This is a genomic window from Microvirga sp. jy35 (assembly GCF_056148915.1).
Window position 1 is genome coordinate 1 of record NZ_JBWBEW010000017.1, and the last position, 17,318, is coordinate 17,318.

Below are 17,318 nucleotides of genomic sequence, written 5' to 3' on the forward strand. Positions count from 1 at the left end.
GTAGGGGCAGTTTCCTGCGGGTAAGAGCCTTTTGTAGAGTATACTCCGTGGAGAAATACTCTACAAGGCGGTGCGATCTCGGGTATGTCGATCCGAGATGTGCTCGCCAAGAACGTAAGGAAATACCGAAAGGCTGCCGGGCTTTCGCAGGAGGAGCTTGCCCATCGGGCGGAGATTGACCGGACCTACATCAGTTCGATCGAACGCAGCGTCTACAGTGCGACCATCGATGTGGTCGACCGGCTCGCAAAGACTTTGGGCGTTGAAGCGGCTGATCTTCTTGTCCGGCCGCGACGGCGGCCCGTGCCGAAAACATCCACGACCCTTCGTTAAGAGAGGGGGGCTCCGGACACCTGCGGCCCGCCGCTCGGAGCAAGCATGCTGTTCCAAGGCCTCCCAGCTCGACTCTACGGACGTCAGTCAAGTGATCACGACCGGTGAGCATCAAGGGGTTTGGGAGTGGCCTGCCCAGACACCACGCCGATCCGTCCTCGCACATACCCGAACGACAGGTCTGCCGCCAATCGCTCGATCCGTTGTTCCTGAATGAGTCGCTCGACGAGGAGGGCCTTGATGGCGGTTCTCGGATCACCGCCGTAGGCCTCGATGACGGCTGAGACATCCGCTTCCATCGGATCCACGTCGCGTGCTGCCTGCTCCTGCTGGGTCATCGTCATCTCCTTTGGACGCCACAATGGTACGGCTTCGAGATATCAGCGACCACAGATATGTTCCTGATTTGTTCGTGGCCTGTGGAATGCGTGGATAGCCGTTGGTCGGTTCGGATGCTCTGCCGCCGCTTGGCAGCACCTGTGCTGGTTCTGGCCCATTGATTCGATGATGATTCAGATCCGAGGAGGTCCTGACGGCGGTCAAACTGCGCTTGCAATGCGACGATCTTCTGGGTGGTCGGATCGAGCGGGAGACACCAACCAGGCTATTGACGATCGCCATGGTTGCTCGGGAAGCCGACGGTCTCGTCGTGCGTGTGATCGACCCCCAGAAGGAGCAGGGCCTGGAGCAGCTCAAGGATCTTCGGACACGCGACTGTAGTGAATTGCAGCGGCGGATCGGCCGAACGGATGTGACGGTGACGATGCCGACCGGCTAGGGCAGGGGCCAAGCAGGAGCCGTACCCAAGCAGGCGCTCAGCGCAGGAAGAGCGGCAGGTAGAGAACACCGATGGTGCAGCTCAATGTGAAGACAGCGGTGATCGCCGCTGCTAACGAAAACCGTTCTCTGTCGTCTTGCATGGCACCCTCCTGCATGATCACGTGCAGGGTCTGGGATATCGCAACGGGAACCGGCCGGCAGTGCGGCCCCGCACGCGTCTGCACGGGGCGGCAATCTAAGGGGCCAGCTGTCTCACCGGACCGTGCGCGGCTCAGACCGTCTCGGAAGCGCTGAGCGGTGGGTGAGCCGTCTCGAGAGGCGGTTGGCTCGGTTCGCTCACAAGGGAGAACAATCGGCGGCGTTCACGAGGCTTCGGGTGGTGAGCGCGTCCCCCGTTGCGGCAAAGGCCGCCGTGTTGTCGAAGATGCACCACGTTTCAATGCCTGCCGCGGCATCCCTTGCGAGCACCTCCGCGATGGCTGCCAGATACTCCGCGCTGTAGGCCGAGTAGTAGATCCGGGGCGAGCCATGCAGGCGATAGTACGACAGGCCGCGCCAGCCGCCCGGCTCGTCAGCGCCTGGGACCGGAGGCGGGTCGGCCGCCACACGGGCAATCCGAAGCCCGTCGAGCAGGGCTTCGACCTCGGGTGTGAACCAGGACGCATGGCGGGGCTCGCAGACGATGCTGCCTTCGACCCGCTTCCTCAGCTCGCTGAGGAAGCCGTCGGCAATGCCGGGCTGGAAGCTCAGTCTCGGGGGCAACTGCACCAGAAGGGGGCCGAGCTTGGGCCCAAGGCCTCCCGCCTCCGCCAGGAACCGGTCGAGCAGGTCGCCGACGTCCTTGAGTCGACGCTCGTGGGTGATCGCCTTCGGAACCTTTACGGCAAAGCGGAAGTCCTCCGGTACCGAGGCCGCCCAACGCTCGTAGGTGGCCGTTCGATGGGGGCGGTAGAACGAGGAGTTGATCTCGACCGCGTTGAGGACGGCGCCGTAGCGCTCCAGGTGGGATCCCGTCACCGGGAAGGGGGCAGCATGCTCCTTCGGGATGCTCCAGGCCGCGGTGCCGATCCGGATTGTGGCAACGGCTGCGTCGGCGGATGGGCCAAGGCCTCGGAAGGTCAGGTGGTTCAGATCAGAAAAGGCCTCCATGATCCCTCACTCGGCGAAGCGGACGAGGGCGCGCAGGCCCTCGATCAGGAGCTTGCGCTGGTCGTCGGGCACGGAGCCCTGACAGGTGGCGTCCACGAGCGCCTCCAATTCCTGGCGGCTCGGGCGCCTCTCCCGGATCTCGCGGGCCCACATGCCGATCTGCGAGGCCTTGCCGGCGCAGGAGGGGCAGTCGTCAACGATCTCCCGCGACAGGGCCATGATCTGGTCGAGGGGGCTGGTGTCTGGATTGGCGGGCATGGGCGGAGCACTGTCGCTGGGGCTGATCGTAAATTCCGTTCGTCAGTAAGTCCTGCTCTGCCAACGCGAGCAGACCGCGGGCCGTTCCGCCTCGGCCAAGGTGTAAGCCCTTGTAAAAGCAGGCTTCTACTCCCATATCAGGGAAACCCAGCGGACATCGTATGTGGGCATTGAGAGCGGCGGGCGTCACCGTCGGCTCCAATGAGGCCGTGTCAGGACGGATGTACTCCGGCCCGGCCTGTTCCTGCGCTCGCCTGACGATGCGAACGCCCGTCTGGTATCCCATTTGCCCAGGCCCGTAGTGCGCGAGGCTGAGATGCGAAGGCATCCTGTCCGTTCGCCCCGGAGCCTGGGCCTTTTCGTTTGAGTCGCACAGATATGCGTCTGTCCGCCCCAGCAGGGCGGAGGAGCCATATGCCTCTTCTCTACGGTAGATCGCCGGCCGTCGCGACGTTGCCCCCGGCTCCCCGTGTTCCGCTGCGGTTTGCTCGATGTCGGCGGCCAGGGGCAGCGCGCTCAATGGTGGTTTCGGCGATGACCCGGTCCATGTGCTCGCGCGCCTCACGCTCCGTTCCGAAAGTGCCACAAAGTTCCAGTTGCCTGCGGGAGCCGCTGAAAAACTCGACCGTGGGGCGACGGCCATTGATATAGCGGACGGATTCCACCCGGCCGGTGCTCTCACAGGTCCATTCATTGTCGGACACGCGCACCCAGCGGCGGGCCAAGCCCAGCCGTTCCAGGGCCTCGCGGAACGCCGCTGCACTGGCATAGCGCCGCGTTGGGGCCGGATCACAGGCCCTCTTCAGGATCGACTTGAGCGCCCTCGGCAAGTAAGGCTTGAACCCAATCCGCCGCGCCATCGTCCCGTTGCGAAGATCCGTCTCCCAGGCCCCCGCGTCATCGATCACGGTTCCCCAGCCTGGCATGTTGTTGGCGACCCGCAGCAGGGTCAGGCCAGCGGCGAACACGTCCCCCAGCGGCGAGAACTCACCCGAGTTGACTGCCTCCGGTGCAGCATGAAACTGATAAAACAGATCGGTCACTCTGACGCCCGTCTGGGGTTGAATGATGGTGCCGAAGTCGGAGAGCTTCGCCTTGTTCTGCGCCAGCATGATGTTCGCGGGCTTCACATCCCGATGCACGATACCTCGTGAGTGGGCGTGCTCAAGTGCGAAGAGGACCTCCTTCACCGCTTGAACCCCGTCGATCAGTGGTACAAACCCCTTGATCAGCCGGTCACCGAGCGACCCACCCTCGATGAACTCCATCTCGATGAGGACGAAACCGTTAATCACGTCCGCCCCGTGAATTTTCACGACGTGGTCGTGGGAGCAGAGGTTTTGTGCCTGCGCCTCGACCACGGCGCGGTGCGTGGTCGGATCGGTGACCTCGATGATCTTGAGGGCCGCGGGGCGGCCCACGGGCCGATTGATGACGTGGTGGACCTCGCCGAAATGGCCATGACCAAGTGGGCGGATCACCTCGAACTTGTTGAGGAGAACCTCGCCGGGTTGCACGCGATAAGTATGATCAGGCATCGAGGGACATCATGCGGCGAGGGCACCCAGCTTTTCGGGGTCACCCCACTTATCCGGGCTGCCGGCGATCATCTCATCGCAGGCCTCGAACTTGTTCCCGGCGAAACCCAAGGCCTTCTTGGAAAAGGATTGGGACACGTACTCGCTGATCGGCAGGCTGAGGTCGTGGGCGACGGGGTTCAGGATGCCGAACGGGAACGTGAGATAGGCCACCTGATCAGCGCTGTTGGCGTCGAGAGATACTCGATAGGCCAGACGGTCCGGTGCTGTTCGAGAGATGACCTCTCCGAACGTTTGCTTGAATTAGTTCGCGAGCGCGGTCCTGGGTTGGTCAGGATCGAAGCGGTCGCGACTGTGTGAGACGTAAACGGGCTCACGGCGTGTGCCGCTTAGGACACAATGCCAAAGTTCGCCCTTCTTGATGTTGAAACCGAGTGCCGACACGTGCGGGGCCCCATTGAATCCGAATGGCGCCGGGCAAGCATCCTCGCGCTGGGCAGATGCTGGCCGGCGTTCGGGCTGATTTATTTTGATCGGGATTGGGGAGCTGGGGCGCCCTTATCCGGGCGCCCCAATTTCATTTTTGCGGAAGGCGAAGCTCAATTGCGGAAGAACTTCGCCTCACACTTCACTCACTTCAGCACGTTAGTTAGTCTTACGAGCATCCCGTCGTGCTACCGCAGGTATCGCACTTCAAGCACGTTCCGTTGCGCACCAGCGTGAAGTTTGCACACTCAGGGCAGGATTCGCCGACATAGCCCTTCATCTTGGCCTCGGCGCGCCGGTCGGCGACGGACGGGGCCGTGAAGGCGAGCTTGGACATTTCGGCTTCGCCGACCGGCTTCTCCTGCGCGGCGGGCTGAGCAAGCTCACCCTTGAGCGCGTTTGCGCCGAGGGTCAGGCTGCCGGTGCGCTGCACATTGCCCGTGGCGCCGCCACCGCCGGGGATGAGCATGAGGCGGTCGGAATTGCCGCGCACGAAGCCGCGGGAGACGACGGCCGTGGCGGGGGCGGGCTCCGGGGCCTTCGACTGGGCTTCGCCCTGGCCGATGGTGGTGGGGCCGGCTTCCGACGGGTCCACGTGGGCGAGGTCGTTGCGGCCGAGATAGGACACGGCGAGCTCGCGGAACACGTAGTCGAGGATCGAGGTGGCGGACTTGATGCGCTCGTTGCCCTGGACGAAGCCGGCGGGCTCGAAGCGCGTGAAGGTGAAGGCCTCCACGTATTCCTCCAGCGGCACGCCGTATTGCAGGCCCAGCGAGATCGCGATGGCGAAGTTGTTCATCATGGCCCGGAAGGCGGCGCCTTCCTTGTGCATGTCGATGAAGATCTCGCCGAGGCGCCCGTCGTCGTATTCGCCGGTGTGGAGATACACCTTGTGGCCGCCGACCACGGCCTTCTGGATGTAGCCCTTGCGGCGATCCGGGATCTTCTCGCGGTCGCGGATCCGCTCCACGCGCTCGACGATCCGCTCCACGATCTTCTCCGACACGTGGGCGGCTTTCGCCGCGGCCGGCATGGCGGCCAGCGCTTCCACCGCGTCGTCCGCATCCTCGTCCTCATCACTGATGAGGGCGGAGTTCAGCGGCTGCGAGAGCTTGGAGCCGTCGCGGTAGAGGGCGTTGGCCTTCAGCGCCAGCTTCCAGGACAGCATGTAGGCGTTCTTGCAATCCTCGACGGTGGCGTCGTTGGGCATGTTGATGGTCTTGGAGATCGCCCCCGAGATGAAGGGCTGCGACGCCGCCATCATGCGGATGTGGCTTTCCACCGAGAGGTAGCGCTTGCCGATCTTGCCGCAGGGATTGGCGCAGTCGAAGACCGGGTAATGCTCCACTTTGAGGAAGGGCGCGCCCTCGAGGGTCATCGCGCCGCAGATGTGGATGTTGGCGGCCTCGATATCGGCCTTCGAGAAGCCGAGGAAGGTCAGCAGGTCGAAGGAGGGGTCGTTGAGCCTGTCCGTCGGCACTTTCAGCGTGCCGGTGAGGAAGTCCTCGCCCAGCGTCCAGCGGTTGAACACGAACTTGATGTCGAAGGCCGATTTCAGGCCCTTCTCCACCGCGTCGATCTTGTCGTCCGAAAAACCCTTGGCGCGCAAGCTGCCGGGGTTGATGGCGGGAGCCTGCTTCATGGAGCCGTGGCCGACCGCATAGGCCTCGATCTCGGCGATCTCATGCTCGCGGTAGCCGAGCGCGCGGAGCGCATCGGGCACGGCGCGGTTGATGATCTTGAAGTAGCCGCCCCCGGCGAGCTTCTTGAACTTCACCAGGGCGAAGTCGGGCTCGATGCCGGTGGTGTCGCAATCCATCACGAGGCCGATGGTGCCGGTCGGCGCGATCACGGTGGATTGCGCGTTGCGGTAGCCGTTCTTCTCGCCGAGCTCGAGGGCCTTGTCCCAGGCGGACTTGGCATGGGCGACGAGGTCCTGGTCGGGGCAGGAGGCGTGATCGAGCGGGACCGGGTTGACGGCCAGGCCCTCATACCCTTGAGCCTCCCCATGGGCCGCGCGGCGATGGTTGCGGATCACGCGCAGCATGTGCTTCGCGTTGGCCTTGTAGTTCGGGAAGGGCCCGAGCTCGCCCGCCATCTCGGCCGAGGTGGCATAGGACACGCCGGTCATGATCGCGGTGATCGCGCCGCCGAGCGCGCGGCCGGCGTCGGAATCGTAAGGAAGGCCCATGGTCATGAGCAGGCCGCCGATGTTCGCGAAGCCGAGGCCCAGCGTGCGGTACTCATAAGATAGCTGCGCGATCTCCCGGGATGGGAACTGCGCCATCATCACGGAGATTTCGAGCACCACCGTCCACAGGCGGCAGGCATGCTCGAAGGATTCCGCGTCGAACTTGTGGCTCGAGCGGTCGAAGAACTGCAGCAGGTTGGCGGAGGCCAGGTTGCACGCCGTGTCGTCCAGGAACATGTATTCCGAGCACGGGTTCGACGCCCGGATGCGGCCACCGGCGGGGCTGGTGTGCCAGTCGTTCATGGTGGTGTTGAAGTGCAGGCCGGGATCGGCGGACGCCCAGGCGGCGTGGCCGATCTGCTCCCACAGGTCGCGGGCCTTAAGGGTCTTCACCACCTTGCCGTCCTTGCGGGCGGTGAGGTGCCAGTCCGCGTCGTTTTCCACCGCGCGCAGGAAGTCGTCCGTCAGCGAGACGGAGTTGTTGGAGTTCTGGCCCGAGACCGTGAGGTAGGCCTCCGAATCCCAATCGGTGTCGTAGATCGGGAAGTCGATATCCGTGTAGCCCTGCTTGGCGAACTGGATGACGCGCTTGATGTAGTTGTCCGGAATCTGCACCCGGCGGGCCAGCTTGATCTCCTTCTTCAGAGCCGGGTTCTTCTCCGGATCGAAGCAGGCATCGCCTTCGGCCTCGCAGTTGATGCAGGCCTTCATGATGGCCTTCAGGTGCTTGGCGGCGAGCTTGGAGCCGGTGACGAGAGCCGCGACCTTCTGCTCCTCCTTCACCTTCCAGTCGATGTAGCTCTCGATGTCCGGATGATCGACGTCGACCACCACCATCTTGGCGGCGCGCCGCGTGGTGCCGCCCGACTTGATCGCGCCGGCTGCCCGGTCGCCGATCTTGAGGAAGCTCATGAGGCCGGACGAGCGGCCGCCGCCGGAGAGCTTCTCGCCTTCGCCGCGCAGCTTCGAGAAGTTGGAGCCGGTGCCGGAGCCGTACTTGAACAGGCGCGCCTCGCGCACCCACAGGTCCATGATGCCCCCGTCGTTCACAAGGTCGTCCTCGACGCCCTGGATGAAGCAGGCGTGGGGCTGCGGGTGCTCGTAGGAGGACTTGGACTTGGTGAGCTTGCCGGTCTTGTAATCCACGTAATAGTGGCCCTGGCTCGGGCCGTCGATGCCGTAGGCCCAGTGCAGGCCGGTGTTGAACCATTGCGGGGAGTTCGGCGCCACCATCTGGTTGGCGAGCATGAAGCGCAGCTCGTCATAGAAGGCCTGGGCGTCTTCCTCGGAGGAGAAATAGCCGCCCTTCCAGCCCCAATAGGTCCAGCAGCCGGCCAGCCGGTCGAAGACCTGCTTGGAGGAAATCTCGGAGCCGAGGCGCTGGTCCTCTGGCAGCTGGCTCAGCGCCGCCTCGTCGGGCACGGAGCGCCACAGCCAGGACGGGACGTCGTTCTCCTCCACCTTCTTCAGGCGGGCCGGAACGCCGGCCTTGCGGAAATACTTCTGCGCCAGCACGTCGGAGGCCACCTGGCTCCAGGTCTCCGGCACCTCGATGTTCTCAAGCTTGAAGACGACCGAGCCATCCGGATTGCGGATCTCGCTCGTGGCGAGCCGGAAGGCGAGGGAGGAATAAGGCGATTGGCCAGACTTCGTATAACGCCGCTCGATCCGCATAGGTCACATCCTAAATTTGGAGACAAAAGGTCCCCATGGCCGCGATTTGCCCCGCAGCTCATCAGCCCACAATTATTGTTCGACGCCCCAACGATCCGTCTTTGCGGATCGCCCACGCAACACGCCTGAGTTTCGGCCCCCTTCGGGCGTCACAGGTGGCGCGGCAACATTGTCGCCACGGGCTCTGACGCCTGCTCTGGGGAGTGTCCAACCGGCCCTTTCAGGCTGGTCGCCGGTCTCTGGTCGGCACCCCGGCAAGCTAGTCGTGTTGCGAGCCTCACGTCAAGAACTAGTGTCAGCCCGAAGGGTTCCGAACTAGATGTTGTGTGTAGCTGTGAGAATTGTGGATAACAATGGCCCCTCCGGCTAAGCCTCTCAGACTCCTCTGAGAATCCGTTCCCGATTTTTGCAATGGCCAAGCTTCGCCGGCTCAGGGTCACAGCTCGGTTATGCTTAACAGACGGTCGATGTTGTGCCGGCGCATCAATCCGTAGTCAGCGCTCGGGGCGGCGGTTCTGGATGCCACCCAGGCCTAAAATGGCCTGATTGCGGGAAATTTGGCTCCCATGGCCGGGGAAGGGGAGAAACCGAGAATCAGGGCTGGCTTTCGCAGCCCGAAAGGCTGGACTTCACGGAAGGCAGCGGCCATATTCCGCGCAAATTCACGAACCCCTCCGGCGGCAGCAGCATGAAAGAGTTTTTCACCCAGTTCTTCACCTGGTGGAACGGACAGACCCTCGGCACCCGATTCTTCACCTGGCGCAAGGGCGTGTTCGTGGGCACGGACGAGTTCGGCAACACCTACTATCGCTATGTCCAGGCGCAGGCGATCGACTCGAACGTGGGCGCCGAGCGCCGCTGGGTCGTCTACAACGGCGAGGCCGATGCCTCGAAGGTGCCGCCCGGCTGGCGCGCCTGGCTGTGCCACAACGGTGACGTGCCCCCGAGCGAAGAGGCCTACCAGCCCCGCGCCTGGGAGAAGCCCTATGTGCCCAACATGACCGGGACGACACAGGCCTACCGGCCGCAAGGATCGCAGCTCGGGACGGGACAGCGCCCGGCGGCCACCGGCGATTACGTGCCATGGACTCCGGGCGAGTGAGGCTCCAGGCAGCCGCCTGATCCGTTATGCTGAAGAGAACCCAAGCCCGAAGCTGCATCGAGTGCGGCTTGCCGTATGGCCATCCGGATTTCGGCTATCATTATGGCCGGTTCGAGAACGGCCCGGCCTGTTGGTCGGAACGCGGACTCCTGTGCTCGCATGTCTGCTCCACGGCGCATTTCGAAAAGCGGGTGAGGGAGGGCGATCCGATGACGGAGCCTGCGCCCAATCCGCTGGAGCGGGGGTGGGGCTAGTCCCCGAAGGCTGAGCCTATCGTGCTGCTCTCTGTGGCCTCCTCAGGATGAGGGCAGAGTTTTGTGAGTCGGCCTGCAGGTGGGCGGATCGACCAGCCTCACCCCGCTCGCTCGCGAAATACCCCGACATTCTGGGCGAGATGCGCGGCCTTTCCTGTACCGGTAAGAATCACGGCGTTCGGAAGCTGCTCTTCGATGGTGCGGAACGCGGCCGCCGCCGCCTCGAAGGATCGCCCTGCCAGCAAACCACCCATGGCGAAGGGACGGTTGACGATTCCCGTGCGGCCGCGCGCTTCCAGTTCCGGCAGCAGTGGCACCATGCTCGTGTTCGACATGTTCAGGGGGAACTGCAGCGCGTCGTACAATCCGCTTTCCAGCGCGAGCCGCCCTGCTTCCACATCGCTGACGCTTGCACCGAAGACCGTGACCCCGCAGCGCCTCGCATAATCCATTACGGCGATCACATCAGGATGGGTGATGACATCGCTCGTCGCCTTGTGGATCTGCAGAACATCAATGGTTCCGAGAAGCGAGAGAGAGCGATCAATGCTTCGGACCAGCGCGTCGCGGCTGTGATCGACGAAGCTTGTGCCGCGCTCGAAATCCCAATGCTCTCCCATCTTAGTCATGATGGTGAGCCCCCGCCTGCGGGAGGGATCGAGGGTATCGAGAAATCGGCCGAGACGTGCTTCGCTCTCAGCATAGGCCGGTGCCGTATCGAAAATGGTGATGCCCAGTTCCAGGGCTTTAGCCAGAAGGGCTTGTGCCTCGTCCCCATCCGGCGAAGCACTCTGGGTGACACCCCACGGGCGGCCGATCGAGAGCAGGCCAAGGCCGAGCTTGAGGCCAGGACGCGTGAGTGGATGCAGCATGGACTCAACCGCCTGACTTGGGATGAAAATAAGACTGCCGCCTGAGGATCCCTTCCGAGAACAGCCCGAAGGCCTGGATGACAGATCCGGTTGGAACTTCGATCCGACGGGCGACGCCTGAGCCTTTGAGGACGCCGCCGCGCTCGTCCGGATCCGGGTCGCGATAGGTCCCGCCGTCGCCCAAGGTGCAGTTCTGGCAACGGATGGGCCCGAGGATCTGCGCGCCGCGCCCGATCCGGTTGGACAGGATGAGCGATCCTCAGCCCAGAAGACGCGCCCCATCGCCGATCTCGATCAGGTCTCCCGCCTCAGCCTTGAGGGTAAAGCCGCCTTCCTCGCCGATCTCGGTCTGAGCCCCAACCCTGATGGATCCGCCGGAGGCGACAAGCCTGCTCCCGGTGAAGAGGTGCGTGTCAGCGCCGATGGCGATGGTCCCATCGTGTCGGATCTGAAGGATGACGCCGGGCCAGAGCACCGCTCCCTTTCCAAGCTGGACGCCTGGTGAGATCAGCACGGAGGTCGGATCCGGTATCAGAACGCCGCCCTCGGCGAGGGCAGCCGTTTCTGCAGCAGACAGGAAGCCGAGTTGTCGTCGGGCATCATCACCTGGAGCCTGGACTTCGCTCATGCCGGTATTTTCGCTCCCAGGTTGCTCGCATTCCCAGGAGCTTAGTTGACCAGTCCCGATCCTGAACAGCCCAACGAAATTATAGAGCGTTGGTGCTTCTGTAGGAGACTACGTTCCGTAAGCCAGCTTCGGATACCAGTCCCTACCGCGGCCCTCGGGCGTCATGTCGAGCACGTTCCACAGGGGAGCGAGATCCGGTGCGCCGCGTGGGTCCTGGCCGGGATCGGCGGAATCGCCGGTCATCTCGCCGCTCCAGAAGTGACGAATCGTTCCGTCGCGGCGGGTGAAGACGTTGAAGCTCGGGATCTCCGACCCGTCCGGCAGGATCCCGTGGTAATCGCGGGAATAGTTACCGTTGAGATCGGTGTAGAGCCGCAGGTTCGTCCAGCCGCGTTCCCGCTTCCAGGCAATCAGCCGCTCGATCGGGGATCGCGCCACGACGGCGAGCGCCATGCGCTGCTGGATGTCGGCGCCGTTGCCTTCAAGTCCACCGAGCAGGTTGGTGCACATGGGGCAGGGGCGTTCGCGCTGCGGACCGAACATGTAGCTGTAGACGGCCAGCGTCTGCTTGCCGCCGAACAGGTCGGCGAAGCTCGCCGGGCCGTTTTCTCCTTCGAAACGGTAGTCGCCTTTCACCTCGCCCCCAGGTGGCAGGGCGCGGCGTTGGGCTGCAACCCGTTCCAGATGGCGCCGCAACTCGATTTCCTCCGCCAGCAGGGCCATGCGGGCGGCGCGGTACTCGGAGCTCTCGTTCGGAAAGCTCACCGGGGAGCGCCGTGCGAGCTCCTCGGCGGGAATGAGCGTATCGGGCATGAGATGCTCCTCGGATGTCGGCTTATGATCTGCGGGGGCCGACAAGGCCGAACATGGCTCCCTGCGGATCGCTGGCTACGATGATGAAGACTCCGCCCGGCACTTCGGCGGGACCGTAATGGATCGCGCCGCCGTTACTGGCGACGGCCTGTGCGGCGACATCAATGTCGGCGGCGCCGAAGTAGAACGTCCACAGAGGCGGCGGCCCGTCGGGCGTGCGCTTCATCACGGCCCCGATGGGCCGGCCGACATGGGTGATGAACTGGTAGTCGCCCATTTCGCCCATGGGCATGGCATCGCCCTTCTCCCAGCCGAACCGGGCTCGGTAGAAGGCCAGCGCCGCCTGCGGGTCGCTGGTGGCGAGTTCGTTCCAGTTGCAGTGTCCGAACTTGCTCTGGTCGAATGCCGTGCTCGTGCCGTCCACCGCGCCGCGCATGATGTAGAACATCACTCCTTGCGGATCGGAGAGCATGGCGAAGCGCCCGACGCCGGGAATGTCCGAGGGCGGCATATGCTGCGTGCCGCCGTCCCGGACGATGTCGGCCGCCGTCGCGTCGACATTCTCGACGGCGACATAGCCCAGCCAGATCGGGCGCATGCCTGCGCCCTCGGCGCCGGGAGGAAAGGGCATGAGCCCGCCTACATCCGTGCCCTTGATACCGAAGATCCTGTAATCTTGGTCGGATCCCTCCATCGGTCGGCTCTGCCAGCCGATCACCGCGCCATAGAAGCGGGCGGCAGCGTCCGCATCGTTCGTCAGAAGTTCATACCAGATGAAGTCGCCGTGCTGATTGGCCATGGTGGGGCTGCTCCTCAGACGTCAAGGATCGGCGCGAAGCCGCCGAAGATCATGCGCTTGCCGTCGAAGGGCATCTCTTCGCCCATCGCCTTCATGCGCGGATCGGCCATGATCTTGTGGTTCGCAGCATCGCGAACCTCTTTGGAAGGATATTCGATCCAGCTGAACACCACGACCTCGTCGTCCTTGGCCTTCACGGCGCCGCGGAAGTCGGTGACGGTGCCGTCCGGCACGTCATCACCCCAGCACTCGACCATTCGGGTGGCGCCGAACTCCTTGAAGAGGACCGAAGCTTCGGTCGCGAGCTTGCGGTAGCTCTCCTTGTTGGCGGCCGGTACGGCCACGACGAAACCATCCACATAGGCCATCGCTTCTCTCCCTCGCCTTACGGCATTCTCGGTTTCCCTTGACAAAAACGTTGATATCAACATAAATAGACCATGTCAAACACTCGGACCGTTCCTTTCGACACCACCCATCTGGTGCGGGACACCTGCCTGTGCCTGCATGCGCAGCGAGCGGCCCGGGCCCTGTCGCGGCGCTTCGACGAGGCGCTGCGGCCTGCCGGGATCACATCCGGCCAGTTCTCCCTGCTGAATGCCCTCAACCGGCCCAAGCCCCCGCCGATCGGTCCCGTCGCGCAGCTGCTGGCGATGGACCGGACCACGCTGACCGCTGCCCTGAAGCCGCTGGAGCGGGACGGGCTCGTGACGGTCGCCCGCGACCCGGAAGACCGTCGCAACCGGCTTCTCGGCCTCACCGAGAAGGGGCGGGAGGTGCTGGCCACGGCCGTTCCGATCTGGCGCGACCTCCATGCCGTTATCGAGGCGGGCCTGCTTGAGCTGGAGCCCAAGGCTCTACGCGGCGCCCTCAGGTCACTCTCGCAGGCAGGCTGAGCTTCAGCGCTACACAGGTCGCTCTCCTATCTTCCTGGCCTGCCCTTTTTCCATCATGGTTCACGTGCTATCGCGTTGCCGAGCATGAGACGGGCTACGGCCAGGCTCGGCCGGACAGGTAACGCCAGATCGGATTTGGCTTGGACAGCATGATGAAACTTGGATGGACGCGGGCGGCTCTGGTGCTCGCATCGCTTATCGGCGGCCTCGGCGCGGCACAGGCGGACAGGATCAAGAATCCCACGGCCGTCTTTTCCGGCCTGGACAAGATCACCGGGCGGATCGTGTCGTTCGAGGTGGCTGTCGATGAAACGGTCCAGTTCGGAGCGCTCCAGGTGACGCCGCGCGTCTGCTTCACCAAGCCGCCTACGGAAACGCCGAACACCACATCCTTCATCGAGGTGGACGAGCCCGGATCCGAGGGAAAGGCCAAGCGGGTCTTCTCGGGCTGGCTCTTCGCATCAAGCCCAGGCCTGCACGGCCTCGAGCACCCGGTTTATGACATCTGGCTCGTGGACTGCAAAGGCGGCATCGAGGTGATCGCGGAGCCCAAGGAGACGCCCGAGGAACCCCCGCCGATCCAGGACGCGGCACGCGGCCCGAACGATCCGGCGCGGCCCGGTGACATCATGACCCCGGCGGGAGGCACGGCCCCGCGCCCTCCAGCTGTCGAGACGGCGCCCCTGCGGCAGCCGGCACCTCAACGCCAACAGCCCGCACGGCGTCCTGCCGCGCCCATCATCAATTCGGATCGGCCGAATTAAGGGCTGCTCATGGCGGCGAGCACTTCCTCGCCGCTGACGATCCTGTCCCGCGGCCAGGAATCCCAATCCGCCGCATGCTCCATAGCGTTGCGCAGCATCTGCTTGTAGGCCCGCCGGGGAACTTCCGTGGCACCGAACTGCGCCAGGTGCGATGTCACGAATTGCGTGTCCAGGAGCGAGAAGCCGCCCCGGCGCAGGCGCGCCACGAGATGGACCAGCGCCACCTTCGAGGCGTCACGCTCCGTATGGAACATGCTCTCGCCGAAGAAGGCGCCGTTCAGCCTGACACCGTAAAGGCCGCCCACGAGGCGGCCCTCGCGATAAACCTCCAACGTATGGCAGTAACCGGCATCGAAGAGCTCGCCGTAAAGCTTGCGGATCCGGCGGCTGATCCATGTCTTCTCCCGGTCTGCTGCAGGCGCCGCGCAGCCGGCGATCACTGCGTCGAAATCATGGTCCACCCTAACCTGGAAGACGTTCGAGCGGACGGTGCGGGCGAGGCGCTTGGCAACATGAAAGCCGTCGAGGGGAATGATGCCCCGCTCGCGGGGCTCGACCCAGAACAGGGACGGATCGTCCGCATCCTCCGCCATGGGAAAGATCCCGGCCGCATAGGCTTTCAGCAGGATGTCGGGGGTAATCTCGGTTGCGTGGTCGGGGGAGTGGGGCATTCACCAACATATCTGATCGTTCGGCCGTTCCTTCAAAATAGGATAGCCGAAACGCTAAGTCAGACCGGGGTGAGATAGATTTTGCCCAGCTCTTTGATCTCATCGTCCTTTTTCGGGTGTTTTGTCGCCAATCCCCAGAGATCGTGCTTCCGCGGGCGCCGAAGCCGAAGAACTTGGCGAACCCGGCCCTACGCATGCATCTGCAAGGGATTTCAGCGTGAAGCCCGTGTGGTGGGCCATGTAGAGGTTCCCACCCGCCATTGCAGGCCTGAAGCCGTAGAGCATATCGAGGGGGGCGACCGGTCCCATGCCGCTGGTATAGATCGGCGTTTCAATGTCGCCCGAGGCCAACCGCTCGCCTATGATTTGAAGATCCGGGCAGGTGAGGATCACGAACCCATCGGGCTTGAGCACTCGGCGCATCGCTTTCAGCGCCAGCGGAACTTCGTGCGGATAGAGATGCTCGATATTGTGAGCCGAATAGACGGCGTCGAAGCTGTTCGATTCGACGAGGGACAGTTCGGGCAGCTTATCGAGGATGTCCGGACGGACGCTCTTGTCGATATCGAGCGTCACCTCCTCCCAGTCGGGCGTGGCGAACGCCTTGACGGTCTGGTTCTTGCGCTTGAAACCGCAGCCGACATGAAGAAAGCGAGGCATGTACTGTCCATGGCCTCGCCTCCAACGACGCGGCCCTCCATCTCGAAAGAATAGAAGGCCTGCTATGTCATAACAAGCCGTTATGCCTGCTCGTCGCCCAATCCACCCGTCTTCAGGAAGTTTTCGAGCCAGTGGATGTCGTACTGGCCATTCTGGATTTCCGGATTGCGCACCAGGGTGCGGAAGAGCGGGAGCGTGGTGTCGATGCCGTCCACCACGAACTCGTCCAACGCCCGGCGCAGGCGCATGAGGCACTCGTTGCGGGTGCGGCCGTGGACAATGAGCTTGCCGACGAGCGAGTCGTAATGCGGCGGGATGCGGTAGCCCTGGTAGGCCGCCGAATCGACCCGCACGCCGAGGCCGCCCGGGGGGTGGAAGTAGCTGATCGTGCCGGGCGAGGGGCGGAAGGTCGAGGGATGCTCCGCGTTCACGCGGCACTCGATGGCATGGCCCTCGATCCTGACGTCTTCCTGCCTGACCGAGAGCGGATGGCCGGCCGCCACGCGGATCTGCTCGTTCACCAGGTCGATGCCGGTGATCATCTCAGTGACGGGGTGCTCCACTTGAATACGAGTGTTCATCTCGATGAAGTAGAACTCGCCGTCCTCGTAGAGGAACTCGATGGTGCCGGCGCCCGCATATTGCAGCTCCTGCATGGCTTTCGCCACGACCCCGCCGATGCGCTCGCGCATTTCGAGGTTAAGGGCAGGCGAGGGACCTTCCTCCCAGACCTTCTGGTGGCGGCGCTGGAGCGAGCAGTCGCGCTCTCCCAGATGGATGGCGTTTCCCTTGCCGTCGCCGAGCACCTGGATTTCGATGTGGCGCGGCTTCTCGAGGTATTTCTCGATATAGACCGCATCATCGCCGAAGGCGGCCTTGGCCTCGGTCTTGGCCGTCTGCAGGGCGTGGACGAGGTCTTCTTCCGTCCGCGCCACCTTCATGCCGCGTCCGCCGCCGCCGGCGGCCGCCTTGATGATGACCGGGTAGCCGATCTCCTTTGCGACGCGCTTGGCCTCGTCGTCATCGGTGATGCCGCCCTCGGAGCCGGGTACGCAGGGGATGCCCAGGCGCTTGGCCGTGCGCTTGGCCTCGATCTTGTCGCCCATGATGCGGATATGCTCCGCCTTCGGGCCGATGAAGGCGATGCGGTGATGCTCCAGCACCTCCGCAAAGCGGGCGTTCTCGGACAGGAAGCCGTAGCCGGGATGGATCGCGTCCGCGCCGGTGATCTCGCAGGCGGCGATCAGGGCCGGTATGTTGAGGTAGCTGTCGCGAGCGGCCGGCGGGCCGATGCAGACGCTCTCGTCGGCAAGGCGCACATGCATGGCATCCGCGTCGGCGGTGGAATGCACCGCCACGGTGGCGATGCCGAGCTCCTTCGCTGCGCGAAGGATCCGCAGGGCAATCTCGCCTCGATTGGCAATCAGAATCTTATCGAACATATCGCGCC

Annotated in this window: 20 protein-coding genes; 5 read left to right on the forward strand and 15 right to left on the reverse strand. The window is 63.9% G+C overall.

What is annotated here, in order from left to right; all coding sequences use genetic code 11:
* Positions 1 to 84 precede the first annotated feature (84 nt).
* On the forward strand, positions 85 to 333 hold the full coding sequence (locus AC0QTX_RS14190) for a helix-turn-helix domain-containing protein (protein WP_474604470.1): 249 nt from the start codon (positions 85 to 87) through the stop codon (positions 331 to 333).
* Between the two features lie 95 nt (positions 334 to 428).
* On the opposite strand, the gene AC0QTX_RS14195 is transcribed toward AC0QTX_RS14190, so the two are convergent.
* Positions 429 to 671 carry a hypothetical protein gene (locus tag AC0QTX_RS14195; RefSeq protein WP_474604471.1) on the reverse strand — a complete coding sequence of 81 codons (243 nt, stop codon included), beginning with the start codon at positions 669 to 671 and terminating at the stop codon, positions 429 to 431.
* Positions 672 to 952: 281 nt separating this feature from the next.
* Here AC0QTX_RS14195 and AC0QTX_RS14200 point away from each other — a divergent pair, with 281 nt between their 5' ends.
* Entirely contained in the window at positions 953 to 1,111 is a 159-nt protein-coding gene (locus tag AC0QTX_RS14200; RefSeq protein ID WP_474604472.1) for a hypothetical protein, read from the forward strand.
* A gap of 338 nt (positions 1,112 to 1,449) precedes the next feature.
* Here AC0QTX_RS14200 and AC0QTX_RS14205 read toward each other — a convergent pair whose 3' ends face one another.
* From AC0QTX_RS14205 to AC0QTX_RS14225, 5 genes are all read right to left on the reverse strand, one after another.
* On the reverse strand, positions 1,450 to 2,262 hold the full coding sequence (locus tag AC0QTX_RS14205) for a DUF72 domain-containing protein (RefSeq protein WP_474604473.1): 813 nt from the start codon (positions 2,260 to 2,262) through the stop codon (positions 1,450 to 1,452).
* A 6-nt stretch (positions 2,263 to 2,268) separates the two neighbouring features.
* On the reverse strand, positions 2,269 to 2,520 hold the full coding sequence (locus tag AC0QTX_RS14210; RefSeq protein ID WP_474604474.1) for a hypothetical protein: 252 nt from the start codon (positions 2,518 to 2,520) through the stop codon (positions 2,269 to 2,271).
* Between the two features lie 425 nt (positions 2,521 to 2,945).
* The gene (locus AC0QTX_RS14215; RefSeq protein ID WP_474604475.1) at positions 2,946 to 4,058 is read right to left on the reverse strand and encodes a serine/threonine-protein kinase; all 1,113 of its coding nucleotides are present in this window, start codon (positions 4,056 to 4,058) and stop codon (positions 2,946 to 2,948) included.
* A gap of 9 nt (positions 4,059 to 4,067) precedes the next feature.
* Positions 4,068 to 4,271 (reverse strand): hypothetical protein, encoded by a 204-nt coding sequence (locus tag AC0QTX_RS14220; protein WP_474604476.1) that lies wholly within the window; start codon positions 4,269 to 4,271, stop codon positions 4,068 to 4,070.
* Between the two features lie 442 nt (positions 4,272 to 4,713).
* Complete coding sequence (locus tag AC0QTX_RS14225) at positions 4,714 to 8,409, reverse strand: vitamin B12-dependent ribonucleotide reductase (RefSeq protein WP_474604477.1); 3,696 nt, start codon at positions 8,407 to 8,409, stop codon at positions 4,714 to 4,716.
* A 688-nt stretch (positions 8,410 to 9,097) separates the two neighbouring features.
* Here AC0QTX_RS14225 and AC0QTX_RS14230 point away from each other — a divergent pair.
* A complete protein-coding gene (locus tag AC0QTX_RS14230) occupies positions 9,098 to 9,511 on the forward strand; it encodes an NADH:ubiquinone oxidoreductase subunit NDUFA12 (protein WP_474604478.1) in 414 nt (137 codons plus the stop codon).
* A gap of 352 nt (positions 9,512 to 9,863) precedes the next feature.
* Here the strand turns inward: AC0QTX_RS14230 and AC0QTX_RS14235 are convergent, their stop codons facing one another.
* From AC0QTX_RS14235 to AC0QTX_RS14260, 6 genes are all read right to left on the reverse strand, one after another.
* Positions 9,864 to 10,637, reverse strand: a complete 774-nt coding sequence (locus AC0QTX_RS14235) for an aldo/keto reductase (protein WP_474604479.1) — start codon at positions 10,635 to 10,637, stop codon at positions 9,864 to 9,866.
* A 4-nt stretch (positions 10,638 to 10,641) separates the two neighbouring features.
* Positions 10,642 to 10,821: a hypothetical protein gene (locus AC0QTX_RS14240; RefSeq protein ID WP_474604480.1), complete on the reverse strand. Its 180-nt coding sequence runs from the start codon at positions 10,819 to 10,821 to the stop codon at positions 10,642 to 10,644.
* Positions 10,822 to 10,896: 75 nt separating this feature from the next.
* Positions 10,897 to 11,265, reverse strand: a complete 369-nt coding sequence (locus AC0QTX_RS14245; protein WP_474604481.1) for a hypothetical protein — start codon at positions 11,263 to 11,265, stop codon at positions 10,897 to 10,899.
* Positions 11,266 to 11,373: 108 nt separating this feature from the next.
* On the reverse strand, positions 11,374 to 12,078 hold the full coding sequence (locus tag AC0QTX_RS14250; protein WP_474604482.1) for a DUF899 family protein: 705 nt from the start codon (positions 12,076 to 12,078) through the stop codon (positions 11,374 to 11,376).
* Between the two features lie 22 nt (positions 12,079 to 12,100).
* On the reverse strand, positions 12,101 to 12,877 hold the full coding sequence (locus tag AC0QTX_RS14255; protein ID WP_474604483.1) for a VOC family protein: 777 nt from the start codon (positions 12,875 to 12,877) through the stop codon (positions 12,101 to 12,103).
* Between the two features lie 14 nt (positions 12,878 to 12,891).
* Positions 12,892 to 13,245 carry a DUF1428 domain-containing protein gene (locus AC0QTX_RS14260; protein WP_474604484.1) on the reverse strand — a complete coding sequence of 118 codons (354 nt, stop codon included), beginning with the start codon at positions 13,243 to 13,245 and terminating at the stop codon, positions 12,892 to 12,894.
* A gap of 72 nt (positions 13,246 to 13,317) precedes the next feature.
* Between AC0QTX_RS14260 and AC0QTX_RS14265 the strand changes: the two genes are divergently transcribed.
* Both AC0QTX_RS14265 and AC0QTX_RS14270 read left to right on the forward strand, forming a co-directional pair.
* Positions 13,318 to 13,773, forward strand: a complete 456-nt coding sequence (locus AC0QTX_RS14265) for a MarR family winged helix-turn-helix transcriptional regulator (protein ID WP_474604485.1) — start codon at positions 13,318 to 13,320, stop codon at positions 13,771 to 13,773.
* A 152-nt stretch (positions 13,774 to 13,925) separates the two neighbouring features.
* The gene (locus tag AC0QTX_RS14270; RefSeq protein WP_474604564.1) at positions 13,926 to 14,537 is read left to right on the forward strand and encodes a DUF2155 domain-containing protein; all 612 of its coding nucleotides are present in this window, start codon (positions 13,926 to 13,928) and stop codon (positions 14,535 to 14,537) included.
* Here AC0QTX_RS14270 and aat read toward each other — a convergent pair.
* From aat to accC, 3 genes are all read right to left on the reverse strand, one after another.
* Positions 14,534 to 15,208 (reverse strand): leucyl/phenylalanyl-tRNA--protein transferase, encoded by a 675-nt coding sequence (aat, locus tag AC0QTX_RS14275; RefSeq protein WP_474604486.1) that lies wholly within the window; start codon positions 15,206 to 15,208, stop codon positions 14,534 to 14,536. The two genes, AC0QTX_RS14270 and aat, sit on opposite strands and share 4 nt — an antisense overlap.
* Positions 15,209 to 15,307: 99 nt before the next feature.
* Positions 15,308 to 15,868, reverse strand: a complete 561-nt coding sequence (locus AC0QTX_RS14280) for a class I SAM-dependent methyltransferase (protein ID WP_474604487.1) — start codon at positions 15,866 to 15,868, stop codon at positions 15,308 to 15,310.
* A gap of 80 nt (positions 15,869 to 15,948) precedes the next feature.
* On the reverse strand, positions 15,949 to 17,310 hold the full coding sequence (gene accC, locus AC0QTX_RS14285) for an acetyl-CoA carboxylase biotin carboxylase subunit (protein ID WP_474604488.1): 1,362 nt from the start codon (positions 17,308 to 17,310) through the stop codon (positions 15,949 to 15,951).
* Positions 17,311 to 17,318: the final 8 nt, after the last annotated feature.